Origin of the sequence: Marinomonas sp. TW1 (assembly GCF_001625355.1) — a bacterium.
Classification (GTDB): domain Bacteria; phylum Pseudomonadota; class Gammaproteobacteria; order Pseudomonadales; family Marinomonadaceae; genus Marinomonas.
Map to the genome: position 1 here is coordinate 131081 of NZ_JSEE01000002.1, position 22790 is coordinate 153870.

Below are 22790 nucleotides of genomic sequence, written 5' to 3' on the forward strand. Positions count from 1 at the left end.
CTAATTGTTTTCAATTTATTGACGGAGTAAATAATGGCACGCGCAAAGCGACTAAATATGATGATAGGCGTCACCCTAGCGACTTCGCTATTCCTGACTGCTTGTTCATCCGATAGCCCAGAAGAAACCAGTGTTGAAGAAAATATCATTCGACCCGTTAAGTTATTAACCATCGAATCAACAGACGCAATCAATATCCGTCGTTTTCCCGCTGAATTACAAGCCAGCGAAGAAGCGGACATTGCCTTTCGTGTTGGTGGACAATTACAAACCCTGAATGTAGTCGCCGGACAACGTGTTAAGAAAGGCGACTTACTGGCCACGCTAGACCCAACGGATTTCAAACTGGAAGTGGAATTAGCAGAAGCCAATCAGCGTTTAGCGGAAGCCCAGTTCAAACGTATTCAAACAATTTTCAAACAGAACGCCACAACCAAAGCAGAGTACGATTCAAGCAAAGCAAACTTAGATCAAGCCAATAACGCCCTGCAAACCGCTCGCAATCAGCTTAAATACACCAAAGTTTACGCGCCGTTTAATGGTGTTATTTCGAATGTAGACACAGAAAACTTCCAATATGTCAGTGCGGCTCAACCTCTAATGCACATCCAAGACATCGACAACCTAGACGTTGAATTTGAAGTGCCAGAAAGCCTGGTGGTCAGCATCAAAGGTACGCATTCAGACTATCACCCTCGCGTTATCGTCGACGTAGCGCCAACGGAAGTGTTTCATGCGTCATACAAAGAGCACAACACGTCCCCCAATGCGACGACCATGGCGTATGAAGTTACCATGCACTTGATCCGTAATAGCAACCAACACACGTTGTTGCCAGGCATGACCGCCAATGTAGACATTGATGTCAGTACCTTGTTAGGCACTGAGCGTCATATCACTGTGCCGGTAGAAGCCGTAATGCGCCATGAAAACACTCAAACAGGTGAAGCCAACAGCATCGTCTGGGTCTTTAATCCAGACGCGAATAAAGTGGTATCACGCGCCATAGAAGTCGGTGCTTTAGAAGGCACACAAGTAGAAATCATCGACGGTGTTTCGCCAGGTGAGCAGATCGTTGCGGCTGGTATTCATAGCCTGACGGAAGGCATGGAAGTTCGCCCATGGACACGTGAGCGAGGCCTATAATGGATATTGCTGCTTATTTCATAAAACGCAAAGTCACCAGTTGGATGATGACACTGATTCTGCTGATTGGCGGCATCATTGCCTTTACCAATTTAGGTCAATTAGAAGACCCTGAATTCACCATTAAGGACTCGTTGATCATCACCACTTACCCTGGTGCGTCACCAGAGCAAGTAGAGGAAGAAGTAACTTACCCGATCGAACGTGAGCTACAAAACCTGCCTTATGTGGACAAAATTGTGTCCACATCTAAAGCCGGTTATTCAAAAGTACAACTGACCATCAAAGACACTTATCGTGCGGAACAGCTGAAGCAAATTTGGGACGAAGTCCGTAAGAAAATTCGCGACATTTCTGGCACCTTCCCAGCCGGTGTCAACACACCTATGGTAATGGATGACTTTGGTGACGTGTACGGCGTCATGCTGGCTATTCACGGTGAAGGCTACCCATACAAAGACCTAGAAAACTACGTGGATTATGTGAAACGTGAACTGGTCCTTGTTGACGGCGTGGCGAAAGTGACCGTGGCAGGTGAACAAGACGAGCAAATTTCCATTGAAATTTCCCGTTCCAAAATGGCCAACATGGGGATTGCCCCAAGTCAGTTACAAACCTTACTGGCTAACCAAAACAGTGTCTCGAATGCGGGTCGCGTCAAAGTGGGCAGTGAGTACATTCGTATCAGCCCAACGGGTGAATTTAAAGACATTTCCGAACTGGAAAACCTGATCGTCGGTACGCCGATCGACGGCAATCTAATTCGCTTGAAAGACATCGCCACCATTAAACGTGAATACGTTGAACCGAAAACACACATTGTCGATTACAACGGAGCAGAGTCTTTGCTACTTGGCGTCTCTTTTTCCAACAATGTAAACGTTGTGAAAGTCGGCGAACGTCTTGAAAAGCGTATAGACGAATTACAATACCAACAACCCGTTGGTATCAGCATGGACCCAATTTACTTCCAATCAAAGGAAGTCGACCGTTCGGTAGCTAACTTCCTACTCAACCTAGTTGAAGCCGTTGGTATTGTAATCCTAGTCCTCTTAGTCTTTATGGGCATTCGCTCCGGTGTTCTTATCGGTATCGTGTTGCTGTTGACTATCTTGGGCACCTTCATTGTGATGGATTATTTCCAGATCAATTTACAACGAATTTCCCTAGGGGGCTTGATCATTGCGCTCGGGATGCTGGTGGATAATGCCATTGTGGTCACCGAAGGGGTCCTCATTGGCATGCAGCGTGGTAAAACCAAGCTACAAGCTGCCAGTGACGTCGTGAAACAGACCAAATGGCCTCTTCTTGGCGCGACCATTATTGCTGTCACCGCCTTTGCACCAATCGGTTTATCACCAGACTCAGTGGGTGAATTCGTCGGTTCATTATTCTACGTCTTGCTCATTTCTCTGCTCTTGAGTTGGATTACCGCCATCACGTTGACGCCTTTTTTCTGTGATCTTTTCTTCAAAGATCAAATCCAAAAAGCGCAACAAGAAGGTACGGAGAACTCATCAGAAAACAATGATCCGTATAAAGGTTTCATCTTTGTAGGTTATAAATGGCTACTGGACAAAGCCATGCATTACCGCTGGATCACCGTTATTCTACTGATTGGCAGTTTGTTTACCGCAGGCTATGCATTTCAGTTCGTCAAACAGGCCTTTTTCCCACCTTCTACCACACCAATGTTCTACATGGACATTCAGCTGCCAGAAGGCACCCACATCGACAGTACTTACGATAAAGTACGTGTGATTGAAGCAGACTTGTTGAAGGATGACCGTATTGAGTTTGTCGCGTCGACCACGGGACAAGGCGCCTTGCGTTTCATGCTGACCTACAATGGAGAACAAACCAACTCCAGTTACGCTCAGTTCATTGTTCGTACGAAAACCAAAGAAGACATCCCTGGGTTATTGAAAGACCTGTATCAAAAAATGCAGAAAGAGTACCCAGAGTTAGAAGTGAAGCTGCAACGTTTGCAATTAGGGCCAGCGAGTGGTGCGAAATTGGAAACCCGTATCAGTGGACCTGATCCGAAAATGCTGCGTCAATTCAGTGCTCAAATCCAACAGGTGTATCGCGAAGATGGTGGCTTAGAAAGCATTAAAGACGACTGGCGTCAGCCAGTAAAAGTCTTACGCCCAATCTTTAATGATGCACAAGCTCGTCGCTTAGGCATCAGCAAAACCGAATTGGACGAAGTGCTACTCACTAATTTCACGGGCTCACAGATTGGTTTATATCGTGAAGGGACGGATTTATTACCCATTGTTCGTAAAGCGCCAGACCACGAAAGCATGTCGATTGATCAGATCAGTGATCTGCAAATCTACAGCCCAGCATCAGGCTCTTATGTGACCTTATCTACGTTGGTTTCTGGCTTCGAAACCGTATGGGAAGATCCGATTATCGAGCGTCGTGATCGTAAGCGTACCATCACGGTAATGGCCGACCCGAAAATCCTTGGTGACGAAACCGCCATGGCGATTTTTAATCGCACCAAAGATAAGATTGAAGCCATCGAACTGCCACCGGGTTACGAATTAGAATGGGGTGGTGAATACGAAAGCAGTACCGACGCACAGGCGAACATTTTCAGTGCCTTGCCTATGGGTTATTTGTTCATGTTCATCATTACGATCCTGTTGTTTAACTCGATTCGTGTACCACTAACCATCTGGTTCTGTGTACCACTGGCATTAATTGGTGTGTCGACTGGTTTGTTGGTGATGAACTCCGCATTTAGTTTCATGGCATTACTCGGGTTCTTGAGTTTATCGGGGATGACGGTGAAAAACGGCATCGTACTGGTTGACCAGATTAACTATGAGTTGGAACAAGGTACAGAAACCTACGAAGCCATCTTTAATTCTGCGGTCAGCCGTGTGCGACCTGTTTGTATGGCAGCCATCACCACGATTCTAGGGATGATTCCATTATTATTTGACGCCTTCTTTGAAGGTATGGCAGTAGTAATTTCCTTCGGTTTGGGCTTTGCCACCATCTTGACCTTAATCGCCGTGCCTGTGTTCTACACCATGTTGTTCCGCGTGAAATACCGCTCTCATAAAGACTTCTAGTAGAACATCCACTTACGGAATGAGCGTCTTGCGATTGTCGCAAGGCGCTACTCCGTCTTAATCATCGAGAAGATTATGCATTTAGACGAAATCTTAAAACTGGATATTAAGTTGCTCGTCGCTTTCGTGACCATTATGGAAGAAGGCAGTGTCTCCCGTGCCGCCGAAAAGTTAGGCGTCACTCAACCGGCGTTAAGCAAAAGTCTACAAAGACTGCGAGAGTTGTTTAAAGACTCTCTGTTTACTCGTCAAGCATACGGTCTCACGCCGACAGCCAGAGCGACGGAATTACACGATGCGATTCAGCCTATTCTCAGTTCGTTATCGGATTTAATGAGTCCCAATGCGCTGGATCTAAAAACCCTAGACAGACGCTTTAAACTGCGTGTCGATGAAGGTGATTTAGAGAACTTCATAGAAGCGTTATTAGCGTCCATGCACTACGAAGCGCCTAAAGTACGTTTGTCCATCAGTTCTTGGGGAGAGTCACACTTTGAGGAAATTATTTCCGGCAATGCTGATCTTGGTATCATGCGTGTTAGTGATACACCCAACAATGTACGCAGCAAGCTAATTGGTTATATGGAAGTCTGTATCATTCTGAGTGAAGCTCACCCTTTGTTTCAGCAAGACAGTGTCACCGTGTCCGAACTCTTGAATCATAAGGTTGTCACTCACCATTTACGTAGCGAAAACAAAACCTCTTTCTCCAAAACTGAGCAGAAACTAAAACAACAGGGTCATACTATTCAACCGTCCCTGGAAACTGACAGTCTGATGGTTGCTATGCAAGCGGTCAAACGTGGTATGGCACTGGTAACGTCACGCTCCATTGGTGACTTATTCTTACAAGTGATGTGTGAGAAGAACAACTTCTATCCCGTTAAGCTAATCGAAATTCCACAAGAAGTAATTGAGTTAGATGAATACAATGGTCGTCACCCAATTCACATCTGTTGGCATGAAAGGTTCAATAACGACCTAGCGCACCGCTGGCTGCGTGAAAAAATCATCGCCTTTATGCGTGAATCTCCTTGGATGCATCTACCGACCTAGAAGGTTACAAGATTATTTCGCGTTGCGAGTGCTGCGAATCCACTCAAAGCGCGGAATGACTTCACCATTGACTTCCACACTTTCCAAGAACATGCTTTTTGGTCTTGCCCACCAGCCAAACTCACCATACAGAGCTTGATATACCACTAACTCTTCTTCCGTCTCACTGTGTTTAACCACACGCTCTACCCAGTACTCAGCCCCTTTATAATGCTGATACACACCAGACTTCACCATTTCACACCTCACTCTTACTAAAAAACGACCCTTTTTAGCCAAAATATAGAAAATCAGGTCGCAAATACAAAAAAAACAAACTTACCAAGCCAAACTAAGTGAGCAATAATCACGTCATCATTTAATGTCGCTTTCAGGACTCAACATGTACCTCGTTCGACCCGCCGATTTTGCCGATCTACCAGCCTTAGAGCGACTTGCCAAGCAAGCCGGAATTGGATTCACCAACTTACCGGCCAACCGTGAGCGCCTTAATGACAAAATTGCGACGTCAAAGCGCTCCATGCAAGCAGACATCCTCCAACCAAAAGATGAATCCTACTTGTTTGTATTAGTGGATACTAGCCATAATAAAGTCGTTGGATGCTGTGGTATTGATGCCATGGTGGGAGCCGATGCCCCCTTTTACAGCTACCGTATTGATGAAGTCGTGCACGCATCACCACAATTGCAGATACACAACCGCATCCCGGCTCTCTTTTTATGTCATGACTACAATGGCACCAGTCGATTAATTGCACTGGTCGTCGACAAAGCACATCAAAACCCTCTTGCCGTGTCATTACTATCAAAAGCTCGCCTATTATTTATTGCGCGCTATCCACAACGTTTTACCAAACGCCTGTTTGCAGAACTAAGGGGTGAAAGCGACAAACAAGGACACTCGCCTTTCTGGGATGCACTGGGTAAACACTTTTTTAGCATGGATTTCAAAAAAGCGGACTACTTGTCTGGTGTCAGTAACAAACACTTTATTGCTGACCTCATGCCAAGATACCCAATCTATGTGCCCACCTTGCCAGAAAATGCACAAGAAGTGATTGGTGTGATCCATGAAGACTCGAGCCAAAGTGCAGACATCTTATTAAATGAAGGATTTGAGTTCCGTGGCTATGTGGATATTTTCGATGCAGGGCCAAGCGTTGAGGCACAAACTCACAGCCTGCATACCATCGCCAATCAACAGATGGGGAAAGCATTAAGCATCAACCCAGCGCAGCAAGCGAAACAACACCTGATTGCCACAGGACATCTTGAACACTTTCGCGTCACGGTAGCGGCCGCAGAGCCCCAGAGCGCGGGATTAGGCATAGACAAAGCCACATTAGAACAACTAGACATCAAGGTTGGCAGCCGAATTCAATGGTCTGCTCTACCCTTAACAACAGATAAATAAAATACATTACAATCACGAGGACACCGTCATGATGGTCATACGCCCTATTCGCGAAGGCGATCTAAAGTCACTTTACCGACTCACTGAACTAACCGGCATTGGCTTTACTTCCTTGGTCACTGACGAATCCATGCTGCAAAAAAAAATCGACCGCGCCGTCCAATCTTTCGCTCGAGAAGACATTCAACAACCCACCGATGAAGACTACTTAATGGTGTTAGAAGACACCACCACAGGACACATTGTTGGTACCTGCGGCATGTTAGCCACCGTCGGCTTAGACGAACCTTTTTACAGTTATCACCTTGGCACCATTACCCATGCTTCTCGCGAACTCAATGTACACAATGCGATTCCGACGTTAATTCTAAATAATGACTTCACCGGCTGCAGCGAGATTTGCACCCTATTCTTAGAAGAGAATTATCGCCATTCTAAAAACGGCCAACTATTATCAAAATCTCGCTTTATCTTTATGGCGCAATTTCCAGAACGTTTCACTGAAAAAATCTTTGCCGAAATGCGCGGAGTCAGTGATGAAAATGGTGTCTCACCGTTTTGGGAAAGCCTTGGTCGCCACTTTTTTTCCATTGATTTTAAACAAGCTGACGAACTCACGGCGCAGGGCAACAAACAATTCATCGCCGAACTGATGCCGAACAACCCTGTGTATGTCAATTTATTACCCAAAGAAGCTCGTGAGGTCTTGGGCGAAGTTCACAAGAACACCGCCCCTGCTCGTCGATTATTGGAAAAAGAAGGCTTTCGTTACGAAAACTACGTGGACATTTTTGATGGCGGACCAAGCTTAGAAGCACGGGTACAAGACATTCGCGCAGTTCGAGACAGCCGCCTAAAGGATGTTCAGATAGCAGAGTGCCCAGAAGAACCAGAAGCGACTGTGTATCTGGTTGCGAATACCAAGGTCAAAGCCTTCCGTTGCTTATTGGTACAACGCAATGTCTCTCATAAAGGAGCCATACTATTAACTCAGCAAGAAGCGGATGCACTTTGCTTAACCCACGAAGACCAAGTTCGCATCGTGGAACTGTCATCCGATCCCCAAACGACAAACGTCTAGGAGAGAGAGTATGAAACAAGCACACTTTATCAATGGCCAATGGCAAGTTGGCGAAGGTCAAAGGTTTCACTCAATCGACCCAAGTGATGCAAGCCAAGTGTGGCAAGCCAACAGCGCGACACAACAGCAGGTGAATCGGGCCATTCAGGCCGCTCGTCGAGCCTTTCCTAGCTGGGCTAATCTACCGCTTACAGAGCGTTTGACCATAATCGAACACTTTGCGGACTTGTTAAAACAACACTCGGAAGACATCGCCACTCTTATCAGCCGTGAAACCGGTAAGCCCCTTTGGGAGACTCGAACAGAAGTCGCGGCTATGATCGGCAAAGTGGCCATATCCCAACAAGCGTATCATGATAGAACCGGCACCAAAGAAAACCCTATGCCGGGCGCCAAAGCCGTCTTACGTCACCGACCTCATGGGGTCGTCGCGGTATTTGGCCCCTACAATTTCCCAGGGCACTTACCGAATGGCCACATAGTGCCAGCACTGATTGCGGGCAATACTTTGGTGTTCAAACCCAGTGAACAAGCTCCAGCCACGTCGGACTTGATTGTCCAGCTGTGGCAACAAGCCGGTATCCCTGACGGCGTTCTCAATCTCGTACAAGGTGAACGAGACACAGGCGTGGCGCTGGCGAATCATCAAGACATTGACGGGTTATTCTTTACCGGTAGCCCAGACGTCGGACACCTATTGCATCGCGAGTTTGCGGGCCATCCAGGAAAGATTTTGGCCTTAGAGATGGGCGGCAACAACCCTTTATTGGTGTCCGAAAAAGTGTCCGACCTACAAGCAGTCACCCACGAAATCCTTCAATCTGCCTTTATTTCAACAGGCCAACGTTGCACTTGTGCTCGTCGTTTACTGGTGCCCACAGGCCCACTTGGTGATCAAATTATTTCACGTCTAGTGGCCGCAACCAAAGCCATAATGGTGGATCGTTTTGATGCTGACCCTCAACCTTTTATGGGACCATTAGTGTCGGCCAATGCGGCTGAGAATGTGCTAAAAGCCTTTCATTCCCTAGTGGATTTGGGCGCAACACCTTTACTCGACATGACCAGGGGCGCACCGCAAACAGGCTTTGTAACACCAGGTATTGTAGACGCCACGAAGATCCTAGATCGATTACCAGACCAAGAATATTTCGGTCCCTTATTGACCGTCATTCGATATGACTCAATGACTCAAGCGATGGAGATTGCCAACAATACGCGCTTTGGCCTCTCAGCTGGCTTGTTGTCCGATGAACGAGGCGAGTATGACTACTTTTTGCAGCACAGCCGAGCGGGCATCATTAACTGGAATCGCCAAACAACGGGCGCCTCTAGTGCCGCTCCATTTGGCGGCACGGGGGCCAGTGGTAATCAAAGAGCGAGCGCTTACTACGCTGCTGACTACTGCGCTTACCCTGTCGCCAGTATTGAAGTAGACGAACTGAAAGTGCCAGAAACGCTCGTTCCGGGTCTGACGCTTTAAACAAAACCCTAGGCACTGTCGCCCCATAACCTAATGACGATTGAAAGAGGTCAACATGAATTCAGCAACCGAAGCCAACTTTGACGGTTTAGTTGGCCCAACGCACAACTACAGCGGCCTTTCCTTTGGCAATGTCGCTTCTCTTACCAATTCCAATCAAGCATCAAACCCTAAAGCCGCAGCAAAACAGGGTTTGGAGAAGATGAAAGCCTTAGCAGACATGGGCTTCACACAAGGTATCTTAGCCCCCCATGAGCGCCCACATTTGCCGACATTACGTCAATTAGGCTTCACCGGCTCAGATGCTCAAATACTGGCTAACGTAGTCAAACAAGTCCCAAAGCTATTGGCGGCAGTCAGTTCGGCTTCTTGTATGTGGACAGCAAACGCCGCCACCGTATCACCAAGTGCCGACACACAAGATGGCAAACTTCATTTTAGCGTGGCGAATTTGGCGAATAAGTTTCACCGCTCCATAGAGCATGAAACCACAGGGGCAATTTTACGTGCCAGCTTCGCCGACCCACAGCATTTTACCCATCACAAAGCGCTCCCCAGCGTCGAGCATTTTGGTGACGAAGGGGCCGCCAATCACACGCGTTTCTGTGATCAGTACGATAACACGGGGGTCGAGTTCTTCGTGTATGGTATGGAAGCCTTTAACTCTGCCGCGGTTAAACCCAGCCGTTTTCCAGCTCGCCATACCTTAGAAGCCTCACAAGCCATCGCTCGTCGTCATGGATTACAAACGTCCCAAGTCGTCTATGCACAACAAAACCCGGATGTGATTGACGCTGGCGTATTCCACAATGATGTCATCGCGGTTGGTAATCGCAATGCTCACTTTTATCATCAGCAAGCTTTTCTTGATACGGCAAAAATGAAACAGGATCTACTCAAGGCTTGGGGAGACAGAGCCAGTCAATTTCACTTTATTGAAGTGCCAACTGACGCCGTCTCCGTACAAGATTGCATTCAGTCTTATCTGTTTAATAGCCAGCTACTCAGCCGTGGTGACGATGACATGATTTTGATTGTACCTGGTGAATGCCAAGCCAATGCAAACGTCTGGCATTACCTTCAATCATTAGTGGCTTCAAACGCCCCAATTAAAGAAGTGAAAGTCTTCGACCTAAAGCAAAGCATGAGCAATGGCGGCGGCCCTGCTTGTTTACGACTTCGCGTGGCATTAACCGCCGCAGAAAGACAAGCCGTTAACCCTTCAATATGGATGAATGACGAACGCTTTGCGCGACTGAATCAATGGGTCGATCGTCATTATCGTGATCGTCTGGTGGAAGCCGATTTAGCCGACCCAACACTCCTCATTGAAAGTCGCACTGCACTGGATGAACTCACACAATTATTGAACTTGGGCAGCATTTACCCGTTTCAACAAGGCTAAAGTCGATACGTCTCTAAGAAAGAATAAAGCCCATTCATGACATCACGAATGGGCTTTATGGGGAAACCTCGGGATCAATAACCTTAGTATAAAATGGGGCTATTCTTCGTTTGCATTATTCTTCATCGACATAGTCAAAAGAATGGGATTCAATCACTTCGCCGTCTCGCACTACATCGACACGCCATTTGCCATCAAAACCTGGCATCAAACGTTTACTAGACCAAACACGCCAACGATCACCACCAATTTCAAACGACACATCCGCCATATCGTCACCATCGAGCGTCCAATGATGAGACACCTTACTTCCAGACATATCACGTAAATCGGTAAAGAAATACACTCGTTGAATCGCGCCGTATTCAACTTTTACGACTTCACCTATGTCATCAATGGGTTCGCGATCCACCACATCCGTTGCAAACTGTGCTCGTGCCACCGAACCCTCTGCCCAGGCAGATATTGCCAGCGTTGACAATAAAGCGACCAAGGCGACTTTCATTAACCTAATACTCATATAAAATTCCTGTAAGAGTGATAAAGCAGGTTAAAAACGACAAATTGTGTTCGTCACTTTTTCTGTTAAGTAATCTTTAAATGTAGACTATAAAGCGGCAAGAAAAACGAGAGATTTGTGTAAATTTGCAAACTCTCGTTTTTATTTCAGGAATTCAATAGGATAGGAAAAGAGATCTAAATTGGCTGACGGTCTGCCAGAGGTGTTGAGAAGGTATATTCCATGTCCCAAGGGAATCGAATCCAAGTGTCTTGGCTCACTTCTGTTACGAAGGTATCAACTAATGGCTTACCAGCTGGTTTGGCATAAATGGTCGCAAAGTGTGCTTTTGGCAACATTTCACGCACTTTCGCTGCCGTACGACCTGTGTCAACAAGATCGTCGATCAGAATAAACCCTTCGCCATCGCCGTCCACGCCTTTCAACACATTTAAATCGCCTTGCTTCATCGCCGCGCCACCTTCTTCATCAGCGCCGTAGCTCACAACACAGATGGTGTCTATTAGGCGAATGTCCATTTCGCGACACAAGATAGCCGCAGGCACCAGACCACCACGAGTAATCGCGATGATGCCTTTCCAAGGACCTTGCTCAAGCAAACGCCAAGACAAAGCACGTGCATTTCTATGCAGCTCTTCCCAAGAAACAGGAAAATCTTTTGAATAAGGGGTCATCAAGGCTCCTATGCTTTACAGCTATTTTAATTCGAAAGTTAATAGATCATCTTAATAAAAAAGCTCTGCTCACGAACGGTGAAACAGGACTCAAAAGACGATGTTAGGGTATTGGAAGGCGTGCTATTTTAACGGCATTGGCAGTCCAGCTGCAACAAAAGTTACCCGATCGGTCAATTTAGCCAAGGTTTGATTGAGCATTCCTGCCTCATCGGCAAAACGTCGGGCTAAAGCATTCATCGGCATGATGCCCAAACCAACTTCACTGGAGACCAGTACCAACTCCCCTTGAAATTGCTCTACCGCCTTTAATAAAGATTGACGCTCTCGCTCAAACACTTGATCGTCCTCCAAGCATAAAAGGTTGCTGAGCCACAGACTAAAGCATTCCACAATCACAGCTTGCTGAACATGGTTGAGGCGGTTGAGCGTCTCAGCCAGTGCAATGGGCTCCTCAATCAGCTGCCATTGCTCAGGACGGTTCAATTTATGCCGCTCAACTCGTTGTGCCATTTCGTCATCCCAAACTTGAGACGTGGCGACATAACAAACGGGTTTACCAGTTTCTGCCACCAAATCTTGTGCAAAGGCACTTTTACCACTGCGCACCCCTCCGAGTACCAAATACTTCATGCTAAGTCTCGCCCTCCAGCCCCTTTTAATAATTGTATCAACAAGGCATCTAACGTCTCTATTTCCGACATGGCAGGCATAGCGACACGTATCCAACCATCCCCTAAACGAGTATGTACGCCCACCTCATGCAGCATAGCAAACACCTGTTCTGCATAACCTTGATCCGATATGCGCCAAGTCGCAAACAAAGGATGAAGAGTATAATCTTGTGAGTCGAAGATGGTATGGAACTTGGGCAACACTTTCTCCACAAAATAACGTTGACGAGCCTCTAGATGGCCCTTTGCCGCCAACTGCCATGCGGTATCCTGCAAAGCCAAATCCACTAGATGCAAACTGGCACTGGCCACAGGCCAAGGTCCCATTAGATTATTTAAACTCTGCTGCCAGTCGGGGTGACAGAAAACAAAGCCTACTCTCGCACCGGCCAGACCAAAAAATTTACCCACCGAACGCAACACAAACAAAGCATCAAAACCATGCTGACTCTCGATTTGTTCATCAATCTGTTCACCTAATCGGCTTAGTAGACTTAATTCAGGTTGAACGTCGATAAACGCCTCATCAACAACAAACCACGCCCGCTGCCGTTTCGCCTGTGCCAGCACCTGTAAAACCAACTCGGAATCCGCCCACTCACCAGTCGGGTTGTTTGGGTTCACCAAAACAGCGGCCGTCCAAGACTGATCGAGCAATTCATTCAAGTCATCATAATAAGCCAGTTCAAAACCCCATTTTTGCCAGGCAAAAGCGTGTTCTTGGTAACCAACCCTAGGAACAAACACACGCTTCGATTTGCTACTCTCTGAGGGCAGCTGTTCACGCTTCAAAATGGGTAAGGCTTCGATTATTTGTTGACTGCCGGAGGCAATCACAGTGGGGCGAACACCATAATAGGACTGTGCCGACTGCATTAACGCGGCCTGATCTGGCAATGTCATCCAAAGGGCTTTCGGAAAATCAGGAATCGGCCAAGGCTCGCGATTACAGGCGGAAGACAAATCCAACCAAGTTGAAGCCTGGTCGCCTTCTTGTCGTTGCCAGCGCGCTAAATCCCCGCCATGAGGCAAACTGGCCACGTCTAAATTGGCTTTATTCAAAACAGCAGACATATGACCAATCCCCACAAGTACACGCTTCTGTCCACCAGCTCAACAGCTCGTATCAGGTCTTTTGGTTGAGCTTGCTCCCCTTCGCCTAAAACTGGGCGCTCTTCTACTTTGCCAAAATAGGGCGCACTACCGCCAACTTGAATGCCCAGCGCCCCAGCCCCTGCCGCCATGACTGGACCAGCATTAGGGCTTTTCCAACTGGCCGAAGGCCGACGAGCAGAACGTAACGCCGCATGCCATTGACCACAGGCTCCGTAGGTACAAACCACCAATCGCGCAGGCAGATAATTCAGCACATCATCGAAACGCGCAGCAAACCAACCAAAGTGAATAAAGGCGTCATTTTTGTAACCCCACATGGCATCTAATGTATTGGCAAGTCGATAAAGTAAAATCCCCGGCACACCGGCAACGACAAACCAAAATATCGGCGCAAAAATGGCATCATTGCCGTTTTCTAGCACGGACTCAACACCCGCTTTCGCGACCTCTTCTTCACTTAGGTTTTGTGTGTCACGGCTCACAATATAACCCACCGCTTGTCGCGCTTGCTGCAATTCAGACAAGTCGCCTTGGGCGGCTTTCTGCAATGGCTCAGCAATGGCAAACGCATGCTCTCTTAAACTTTGCCAACCAATGGCAAAATACACAATCAACACCGCAAGACTACGATCTAACCAAGTCGGTAACAGCCAAAACAAAACAGATAAAACCAATAACCAAGGTATCACCGCCAAACACCAAGCAACTACTCCGGCTCGTTTTTGTTGGCTCGCCTTAGCCGTATGAGGCGCCACCGTATATTGGTGCACAAGATCCACCCAGCGTCCGAACCAAACTAATGGGTGCCATGATTTAGGCTCACCAATTAATCGGTCCAGCAGCAGAGCAATGATTAAAATAAGGGCATTCGTCGATATAAAGTCAAAAATTGAAGTCATCATGAATATTGGTCGTTTTTCAGTGATCGAAACATTGGGTAGAATTCTAACACCTTATTGATTTAAAACGTGATGACTTCATGCCTGCCTTTAGCTTAATGGTCCAAGGGACAACCTCTGATGCTGGAAAAAGCACTCTAGTGACAGCACTATGCCGACTCTTGGTAAAGCGCCAACTCTCGGTTGCGCCTTTCAAACCACAAAACATGGCACTCAACAGCGCCGTTACCCAAGATGGTAATGAAATCGGCCGCGCTCAAGCGGTACAAGCACAGGCTGCTCACCTAGCCCCCCATGTGGACATGAACCCCATTCTGCTCAAACCCAACACAGACACCGGCGCCCAAGTCATCATTCAAGGCAAAGCCGTGGGCAACATGAATGCGGTCGGATACCACCAATACAAAAGCATCGCCAAACAAGCCGCCTTGGATTCCTACCATCGTCTTGCCTCACACTATCAAGCGGTATTAATTGAAGGTGCAGGCAGCCCAGCCGAGATCAACCTACGCGCTCGTGACATTGCCAACATGGGCTTTGCGGAAAGCATTGATTGTCCTGTCATCATCATTGCCGACATAGACAAAGGCGGTGTGTTTGCGCATTTGGTTGGCACTTTAGACCTGCTTAGCCAAAGCGAACAAGACAGGGTGATTGGCTTTGTGATTAACCGTTTTCGTGGTGACATCAGCTTATTGCAATCTGGGCTCGACTGGCTAGAAGCCCGTACTGGTAAACCCGTATTAGGGGTCTTACCCTATCTGACAGGGTTTCATTTAGAATCAGAAGACGCCGTCGCTCAAAGTCCAATCAAGGATCATTCGACAGACAAACTGCAAGTGGTCATTCCGGTGATGCCACGCACCAGTAATCATACCGATTGGGATGCCCTGCGCTTGCACCCAGAGGTACAAGTGACATTAGTGAATGCCAATGAAGCAATCCCTCCTGCAGATCTCGTGATTTTACCGGGCAGCAAAAGCGTACAAAGTGATCTGGCTTTTCTACGCCAACAAGGCTGGGAAAGCTATTTACAAAAACACCTTAGATACGGCGGTAACGTCATTGGCCTCTGCGGCGGTTTTCAAATGCTCGGAGAGCACCTATCCGATCCCCTTGGGCTAGAAAACCAAACACCTGGGACACAAACCAATGGCTTTGGTTTTATCCCCATGACAACCGTCTTAAAAGAAGAAAAACAGCTCAAACAACGACAAGGTAAACTGATACAGGAACACGCTGAGATCACAGGTTATGAAATTCACTCTGGCGTGTCTCAATTCACCCAAAGACACGATGCCTTGATTGAACTGAATAATGGCGAAATTGAAGGTTATCGATCTGCCGATGGACAAATCATCGGCACCTACCTACACGGTTTATTTGATCACCCCGATGCCTTAAACGCCTTATTAAAATGGGCGGGCCACACGGCAAACGAAGCTTTCGATTATCGCCAACACAGAGAAAGCGAAATTGACCGACTGGCCAACAGCGTTGAACAACATATGGACATAGATGGGCTTATTGAAACTTGTCGTGGGTTTAACCAGATTTAGTATTTAGCCCTTTTAAGACAACCCCCTCCAACTCCCCCTTATTAAGGGGGAGAGCCTAGTAATTTGCTCCCTCCCCTTATGAAAGGAGAGCCTGGTAATTTGCTCCCTCCCCTTATTAAAAGAGAACCTAGTAATTTACTCCCTCCCCCTATTAAAAGAGAACCTAGTAATTTACTCCCTCCCCCTATTAAAAGAGAGCCTAGTAATTTGTTCCCTCCCTTTATACAGGGAGAGCCTAGTAATTTGTTCCCTCTTATGAAAGGAGAGCCCAGTAATTTGTTCCCTCCCCTTTCGAAGGGGAAGGTTAGGGTGGGGTTATAAATTACCTTCCACCAAACCCATTAGGATTTTGACTTTGCCATTGCCAAGCATCTCGACACATGTCTTCTAAGGTTAACGAGACTTCCCAATTTAGCTCGGCTTTGGCTTTGTCTGCATTCGCATAAAACTCAGCAATGTCACCGGCTCGTCTTGGTTCAATTGCGTAAGGAATCGAATGGCCACAGGCTTTTTCAAACGCTGCGACCACCTCTAATACACTGTAACCTTTTCCAGCCCCCAAGTTATAAGCTTCAATACTAGCCGATGGTTGTTCTTCTAGTTTCTGGAGCGCTTTGATATGGCCTAACGCCAAGTCCACCACATGAATGTAATCGCGCACTCCAGTGCCATCGTGAGTCGGATAATCCCCACCGAACACACTCAGTTTTTCACGCTTTCCGACCGCAACTTGAGCAATAAAAGGCATGAGGTTATTGGGAATGCCATTTGGGTCTTCACCGATTAAACCACTTGGATGCGCACCAACAGGATTAAAATAGCGCAATAAAGACACATTCCATCTTGGGTCCGAAACAAACACATCCTGTAAGAATTGTTCGATCATCACCTTAGTTCGACCATATGGACTTGTTGAGCTTAAAGGAAAATGCTCCACATAAGGAATCGGGTTATGCTCGCCATAAACCGTAGCGGAAGAACTGAACACAAGATTAAACACATGATGCTTTGCCATTACCTCTAACAACAGCAAAGTACTGGTCAGGTTATTGTGGTAATAGGTGATGGGAATCTGAGTGGATTCGCCGACCGCTTTTAGCCCGGCAAAATGAATAACGGCATCGATACTGTGTTGTTCGAAAATAGCGTTGATGGCCGACTGATCAAGCAGATCTGCTTCATAAAAAATCACCGATTGATTGGTAATGGTTTGGATACGATTAAAGACTTCAGGGTTGGCATTACAGAGATTATCCACCACGATGACCTCATACCCTTGCTGCAACAATTCAACACAAGTATGACTGCCAATAAAACCCGCACCACCTGTGACTAAAATCTGTTTCATTCCATTTACCCTATTACTTGAATTAAAGAGTTCAAACCAAAATAATTAAATCAAAATACTAAGCCACTTCCCGTGGCGATGAAATTCGCTTGCCCTTATAACGTCTCAAAACATAACGGAAACGTAATACTAAAATGGCCGCTAATAAGGTCAGCCCGGCCCCCAGACCAATATAAAAACCGCGCAAAGACAGTGTCTCAGACCAAGGGCTATAATGCGACAACCAAAAACCAAGTGGCATGCTTAATCCAAACAAGGAGACACCAAAGGCAATCATCGACGAGCGAGTATCCCTAAAGCCACGCAAAGCTCCCGTAAAGACGGTTTGCAACATATCAGGTAGTTGGTAACAAGAGGAAATTAATAAGATACTGGCCGCCAACGCAACCACCTCTGCATTACTGCTGTAAAGGTAAGGAATTTGTTCGTTCAACGTCTGAGTAATGACAAAACAAACACCAACATACCCTAAGCCAAGTACCACGATCACTCGCAGGCGCTTCATCACACCGTCGACACCTTCTTTTGACATTGCCTTTGCCACCACAATGGCGGTAACCGCGCTCATGGCCATCATTGGTGTAAACAAGAATGATGTATATGACATGACAATCTGACCACTTCCTAGCGCCAAATCACCAAATGACGAAATTAACCAAGTCATCGACGAAAACAAGCCAACCTCAAACGCAAAGGCAAAACCCGCCGGCATGCCTACATTCAGCAAAATGCCAAACTGACGAACATAACGCCAGACGATGCGCGTAAAGAGCGGGTGTTTGTTCCAAAACTTGTCGTACACCACAAAAAAGAACACCGCCAAATACAAGGACAAACAAGACGCAATGGCCGCCCCTTTAGCTCCCATTTCTGGAAAACCAAAGCGTCCAAAAATCAGCACATAATTAAACAGAATGTTCAACAACAAACCCGTGCTTGCCACCATTAAAGGAAAACCTGGACGACCTGCCGCTTCGAACAAGTTTTTGTAGGCGGTCATCAGTGCCAGCATGGGCAAAGCGGGTGCAAAGATATACAGATACGCAACCGAGACATCCCGCGTTTCAGGCTCAGTCGCCATCATACGAGCAAAGTGAGGTAGCAAGAACACCGTCAGTAAAATCGCCACAATGCCCAAAACGACAGACAAACCAACCGCTTGAGACATGTACAAATTCACCAGTTTAGGCTGACGCCCATGAAGATGTCGCGTTACCAGTGGTGTCAGACCAAACGTCGCCCCAATCAAAAAGCAGCCAATCGGCATCCACAAACTTGAAGCAAGCCCAACCGCGGCCAAATGCAAGGCATCGTAGTGGCCCAGCATAATCGTATCCACAACACTTATCGACAGCTCAAGCGTCATCGTCAGAACCATTGGAAACAGCAAATGCAGAACTTCTTTCAAAACAGCAAAACGTTTCACCACAGGCACCACATCCATACAGCCAAAATAAGGCCGCTAATCTAACACCATGCAACAAACAATGCACCCCCTCTAACTCCCCCTTAATAAGGGGGAGAACCAAGTGCAATCTCACACAGGAAATGGAGAGCTTTTAATCCCCTCCCCTTACAAAGGGGAGGGCTAGGGTGGGGTTTTCTCTAGTCCTTCCCTGCAACCCCCTCTAACTCCCCCTTAATAAGGGGGAGAACCAAGTGCAATCTCACACAGGAAATGGAGAGCTTTTCGTTCCCTCCCCTTACCAAGGGGAGGGCTAGGGTGGGGTTTTCTCTAGTCCTTCCCTGCAACCCCCTCTAACTCCCCCTTATATAAGGGGGAGAACCAAAGGAAAACTCTCTTTAAAAAAACAACTAGAAGGTTGAACTCCTCACCATTAGCCGACAAAATATCGCCTCTTTTTCATCTTGTCTGGGACGACGTATTCATGGCAATGCTCACCACATTAGGTCCGCTTCTTATTGCGTTACTTTTCGGTTATTGGCTTCATCTCAAACCGTTCACACCTGAACGCGTTGCCAAATGGCTGGAGCAACTGGTCTACCTAATCCTCGGGCTCATTGGCTTCAGCCTTGGATCACTTGAGAACCTTGTTGAAAAGCTATTGATTGCAGGCTATCAAGCGGTCATTCTCATTTTACTGGTCAGTAGCTTCAGTCTTTTGGGACTTTATGTCAGCGGAAAGTGTTTTAATAAACGTACTGAGAACAATCCTGAACAAGCCGCTTCTGCGAGCCTCAAACAAGCCTTACTAGACGCCTTAAAAACAATTAGCTGGGTCATTGGCGGCGTAGCACTTGGCGTTATCGGCAAAAACTGGGTCTTACACATAGACGAATACGTGACTTGGTTGCTGTACTTTTTGTTGTTTTTAATCGGCTGCCAATTACGACAAGGCAACTATCGCTTACGCAAACTCTTTCTGAATAGCCAAGGGGTGATCATCGCCCTCGTCACCATAGTCACGACACTGCTTGCGGGTTGGCTAAGCAGCTTTATGTTGGACTTAACCTGGTATCAAGGGCTGGCCGTTGTCTCTGGATTTGGTTGGTACAGTTTATCGGGCATACTCATTACCGGACTAGGCGATCCTGTGCTTGGCACCACCGCCTTCTTGCTGGATTTAAGCCGTGAAATCATCGCTCTAATGTTCATCCCCTTTTTAGCCCGCATCAACAGCCACTTATCAGTTGGCTATTCTGGCGCCACCGCCATGGATTTCACTTTACCCATGCTAGGCAAATTCCACGGTTCACAAATCGTCCCTGTGTGCATTGCCAGCGGCTTTATTATGAGTATTTTAGTGCCAATATTCATTCCGCTTTTTCTCGGAATGAATTAAGTTCACTTCCTCCCCCTTGCCAAGGGGAGGACGACAAATACAGAACAACCAATAAAGCCAAAGGTCGCTATTCTGAGGTATCATAATCTGGCGTTTTCATCTGATAATATTCACGAATATTATTCCATTGCTCGCGATTCATATCCTTTTTAATATTATCTTTTGCAAGCGTGAATTTCTGCGTGAAAGGTAAAGTCATAGGTTTTTCACTAGGATGACTCGCTCTACGTGAACAAGTACCTTTTAAAAACGACATAGCCTTAAACCAGAGGTCATCTGCTTTTGGAGCCAGTTTCATGAACAAATCATAATTTGTCACATCACTATGCAGGCTATGAGCAGGATACAAAACACCTCCGTAGCCCGCTGGCATAATAGCTAAATGAGAAGTTCCTGGTGGGACTTTCTTATGCCACTGTTTATAGGGCAAAATTATCCCTTTATCATCGTAAGAGATAAAGTTGCATCGGTTAGCAATAATCTGGTCTGGGTATTCAAGATGCTCTTGCCACAAACGCACAAGCCATCCATCAGGATACAAGCTATCATCATCACAAGTAACAATCACATCCTCTGGATAAAGAACAAGACTATTGATAAATTTTCGGTGAGAGCTGGTCGTTTCGGAAAAGTGAATCTCAAAATTGTCACCTTCTAACTCTGATAATTTTCTCGGTATTTGGTTTTTAAGATCCTTACGAAGCCAAAGCACTACTTGTTTTGGAGTCACTTCAAGGTTCAAAATACTTTTCACCGTTAAATGAACACTTTTCAATCTATGAGGGATTCAACCTCCTGAGCCTTTACTTTAATAGCCCTTATTTCTTTCAGTAGATCGACAATTTTTAAAAAACTCACTTAACAAACTCCGTTTTTATCGTTTGATATAAAGTTTGGTAATAAGCTTCAGCCGCCAGCCACCTATTCACCAAGCTTAACTCTGGTAAGTCTTTATTCCTTTGGATTTTGTCCATTAATGAGGAGTCACCTTTACCACCAAAATGATGTTTCCCACCCCATGTAGGGTTTACTTCAAGAAATATGAGCTGTCCCTTTATACAAAAGAATTCGATCGCACCGACGTCAGTCTTCGTTGACTGAAAGGCTCTGATAATCATAGCCCGCTGCTCATCATCCGATAAAATCCCCTTCAGTCTGCCGTTGTACTTAACAAAACTGTCCCATAATGAAGCTTTAACATCCCTTGAATGTATAACTGGACTCTGACCAACGATGGCATACCCGCCGATTACAGTCTGCCCAACCACATGGGCACGATAAACATGATATATGCCCTGATTATCTTGATTATTGATGGACTCCATTAGCAAGATTTTTGAATTGCTTACCCTGTTTGTAAGGCTTCTTAAGCGCAGTCGAAAAATAGCTTGAGAAATCTCTTTGCTTGAAGCTCCCTTATCAAAAAAATAAATACCTTTTCCAGAGTCCTCATTGTTGGTTCTTACATAAACACCACCAAATGAGCCAATAAAATGAAGAGCTTGCTCGATGATTGTATGTTTATTCTGCCAGGGTGAGAATTCGATGAATTCAGGACAACGGACTGAGTTTTTCTTCCAGACTTTGTAGCATTCTGTTTTGTTAGACTGATACAAAAAGCCATCAATAGAATTCAACACGCAAGAGTATCGCTTAGCCTCTTCCTCCGCACGCGTAATACGTGTTAAAGCTCGGCTGTTGACCTGCTCCGGGTTTATACGAATAAAACTACAATCTGCTTGTGCGAAATCATCAACTTTCTCCAATCCAGACTGACTTAGACCAATCTCTTCACCTTTACGAGCTCTTTCTAAGGTAAAGCCTCCTCGGAAAGAAGAAGCATCTTTATGTGAAGTTCCTTGTTTTCTACCAATGAAAGCGATTTTCGCCAACGCCATTATGTACTCTCCAGTGGGTACTGATATATGCTAGGAATGATATCATCGTTGGTAAAACAGATGCGACTATTCTTCAACGAAAAACCCTGGGTCGGATAAGCAAGGCGCAATCAGACTATAAAGGATAATTAAAGCGCAATTCGACATGAGTGTTTCACACCAAGTCTTTTGTTCTCTCCCTTTTAAAGAGAGGATTAGGGTGGGGTCACCATGAATCGTCAAAAAAACGTAAAGACCGGAATGTAAAGAAACGAGCTTTCGCAAACACTGTCATGCTTTTGTAAAAGCGATTGTTTCACCATGTAGACGAGGATTAATCTCGCTTTACGTCTTGTGCTTTGTGGAACCGTTCTCTAAATAAAAGAGAGATCTTTTGGAACTCAAACAAAGTGTGCAGGTGAAGGGGTCGCTTTGAAAGGGTGAAACACATAAAATTGGCTTAAGCAGCCAAGCTTATGTTAGAACACTATGTCACAAAAGAGCGGCGGATCTGATTTTGCAAAGCACAAGGCGTATATTGCACTTTCTGCTTTGTCGTCAACCTGTCAATCTACTGGCACAAAAAGAACAGTATGAAATCGAGCTCCGCCTTTAAAGCTGACTCCACTCAGTAATAATTAATTA

General features: G+C 46.2%; 19 protein-coding genes. 9 read left to right on the top strand and 10 right to left on the bottom strand.

Annotated features, from left to right (window positions below):
• Window positions 1–33 precede the first annotated feature (33 nt).
• The 3 genes from OA79_RS02230 (at window position 34) to OA79_RS02240 (ending at window position 5291) form a co-directional block, all read left to right on the top strand.
• A complete protein-coding gene (locus OA79_RS02230) occupies window positions 34–1146 on the top strand; it encodes an efflux RND transporter periplasmic adaptor subunit (RefSeq protein WP_063331581.1) in 1113 nt (370 codons plus the stop codon).
• Window positions 1146–4235, top strand: coding sequence for an efflux RND transporter permease subunit (locus tag OA79_RS02235; RefSeq protein WP_063331582.1), 3090 nt, complete (start codon window positions 1146–1148; stop codon window positions 4233–4235). The genes OA79_RS02230 and OA79_RS02235 overlap by 1 nt, the downstream gene beginning before the upstream one ends.
• Before the next feature lie 75 nt (window positions 4236–4310).
• A complete protein-coding gene (locus tag OA79_RS02240) occupies window positions 4311–5291 on the top strand; it encodes a LysR family transcriptional regulator (protein ID WP_063331583.1) in 981 nt (326 codons plus the stop codon).
• A 12-nt stretch (window positions 5292–5303) separates the two neighbouring features.
• On the opposite strand, the gene OA79_RS02245 is transcribed toward OA79_RS02240, so the two are convergent.
• Window positions 5304–5528, bottom strand: a complete 225-nt coding sequence (locus tag OA79_RS02245) for a DUF1653 domain-containing protein (protein ID WP_063331584.1) — start codon at window positions 5526–5528, stop codon at window positions 5304–5306.
• Window positions 5529–5673: 145 nt separating this feature from the next.
• On the opposite strand from OA79_RS02245, the gene OA79_RS02250 reads away from it, so the two are divergent.
• Genes OA79_RS02250 through astB form a run of 4 tightly spaced genes read left to right on the top strand, consistent with a single transcriptional unit; the run spans window position 5674 to window position 10674 of the window.
• Window positions 5674–6705: an arginine N-succinyltransferase gene (locus OA79_RS02250; RefSeq protein ID WP_063331585.1), complete on the top strand. Its 1032-nt coding sequence runs from the start codon at window positions 5674–5676 to the stop codon at window positions 6703–6705.
• A 28-nt stretch (window positions 6706–6733) separates the two neighbouring features.
• On the top strand, window positions 6734–7786 hold the full coding sequence (astA, locus tag OA79_RS02255) for an arginine N-succinyltransferase (RefSeq protein WP_063331586.1): 1053 nt from the start codon (window positions 6734–6736) through the stop codon (window positions 7784–7786).
• A gap of 10 nt (window positions 7787–7796) precedes the next feature.
• Window positions 7797–9269 (top strand): succinylglutamate-semialdehyde dehydrogenase, encoded by a 1473-nt coding sequence (gene astD, locus OA79_RS02260; protein ID WP_063331587.1) that lies wholly within the window; start codon window positions 7797–7799, stop codon window positions 9267–9269.
• Between the two features lie 55 nt (window positions 9270–9324).
• Window positions 9325–10674: an N-succinylarginine dihydrolase gene (gene astB, locus OA79_RS02265; protein WP_063331588.1), complete on the top strand. Its 1350-nt coding sequence runs from the start codon at window positions 9325–9327 to the stop codon at window positions 10672–10674.
• Between the two features lie 115 nt (window positions 10675–10789).
• Here astB and OA79_RS02270 read toward each other — a convergent pair whose 3' ends face one another.
• The 5 genes from OA79_RS02270 to cbiB form a co-directional block, all read right to left on the bottom strand.
• The gene (locus OA79_RS02270; RefSeq protein WP_063331589.1) at window positions 10790–11194 is read right to left on the bottom strand and encodes a DUF2914 domain-containing protein; all 405 of its coding nucleotides are present in this window, start codon (window positions 11192–11194) and stop codon (window positions 10790–10792) included.
• 176 nt (window positions 11195–11370) lie between these two features.
• Window positions 11371–11868 (bottom strand): xanthine phosphoribosyltransferase, encoded by a 498-nt coding sequence (gene gpt, locus OA79_RS02275; RefSeq protein WP_063331590.1) that lies wholly within the window; start codon window positions 11866–11868, stop codon window positions 11371–11373.
• Window positions 11869–11991: 123 nt separating this feature from the next.
• Entirely contained in the window at window positions 11992–12501 is a 510-nt protein-coding gene (cobU, locus tag OA79_RS02280; RefSeq protein ID WP_063331591.1) for a bifunctional adenosylcobinamide kinase/adenosylcobinamide-phosphate guanylyltransferase, read from the bottom strand.
• Window positions 12498–13616 carry an aminotransferase class I/II-fold pyridoxal phosphate-dependent enzyme gene (locus OA79_RS02285; RefSeq protein WP_063331592.1) on the bottom strand — a complete coding sequence of 373 codons (1119 nt, stop codon included), beginning with the start codon at window positions 13614–13616 and terminating at the stop codon, window positions 12498–12500. The genes cobU and OA79_RS02285 overlap by 4 nt, the downstream gene beginning before the upstream one ends.
• Window positions 13601–14560: an adenosylcobinamide-phosphate synthase CbiB gene (cbiB, locus tag OA79_RS02290; RefSeq protein ID WP_063331593.1), complete on the bottom strand. Its 960-nt coding sequence runs from the start codon at window positions 14558–14560 to the stop codon at window positions 13601–13603. Before cbiB ends, OA79_RS02285 begins: the two co-directional genes overlap by 16 nt.
• A gap of 77 nt (window positions 14561–14637) precedes the next feature.
• Between cbiB and OA79_RS02295 the strand changes: the two genes are divergently transcribed.
• A complete protein-coding gene (locus tag OA79_RS02295) occupies window positions 14638–16116 on the top strand; it encodes a cobyric acid synthase (protein ID WP_063331594.1) in 1479 nt (492 codons plus the stop codon).
• Window positions 16117–16438: 322 nt separating this feature from the next.
• Here OA79_RS02295 and galE read toward each other — a convergent pair whose 3' ends face one another.
• Entirely contained in the window at window positions 16439–17464 is a 1026-nt protein-coding gene (gene galE / locus OA79_RS02305) for a UDP-glucose 4-epimerase GalE (RefSeq protein WP_063331596.1), read from the bottom strand.
• Window positions 17465–17522: 58 nt separating this feature from the next.
• Window positions 17523–18890, bottom strand: coding sequence for an MATE family efflux transporter (locus OA79_RS02310; RefSeq protein ID WP_231908779.1), 1368 nt, complete (start codon window positions 18888–18890; stop codon window positions 17523–17525).
• A gap of 463 nt (window positions 18891–19353) precedes the next feature.
• Here OA79_RS02310 and OA79_RS02315 point away from each other — a divergent pair, with 463 nt between their 5' ends.
• Window positions 19354–20268: a lysine exporter LysO family protein gene (locus OA79_RS02315; RefSeq protein ID WP_063331597.1), complete on the top strand. Its 915-nt coding sequence runs from the start codon at window positions 19354–19356 to the stop codon at window positions 20266–20268.
• A 67-nt stretch (window positions 20269–20335) separates the two neighbouring features.
• Here OA79_RS02315 and OA79_RS02320 read toward each other — a convergent pair whose 3' ends face one another.
• Window positions 20336–21022 (bottom strand): glycosyltransferase family 2 protein, encoded by a 687-nt coding sequence (locus tag OA79_RS02320; RefSeq protein WP_156486202.1) that lies wholly within the window; start codon window positions 21020–21022, stop codon window positions 20336–20338.
• A gap of 100 nt (window positions 21023–21122) precedes the next feature.
• A complete protein-coding gene (locus OA79_RS02325; protein ID WP_063331598.1) occupies window positions 21123–22166 on the bottom strand; it encodes a hypothetical protein in 1044 nt (347 codons plus the stop codon).
• Between the last annotated feature and the right edge of the window lie 624 nt (window positions 22167–22790).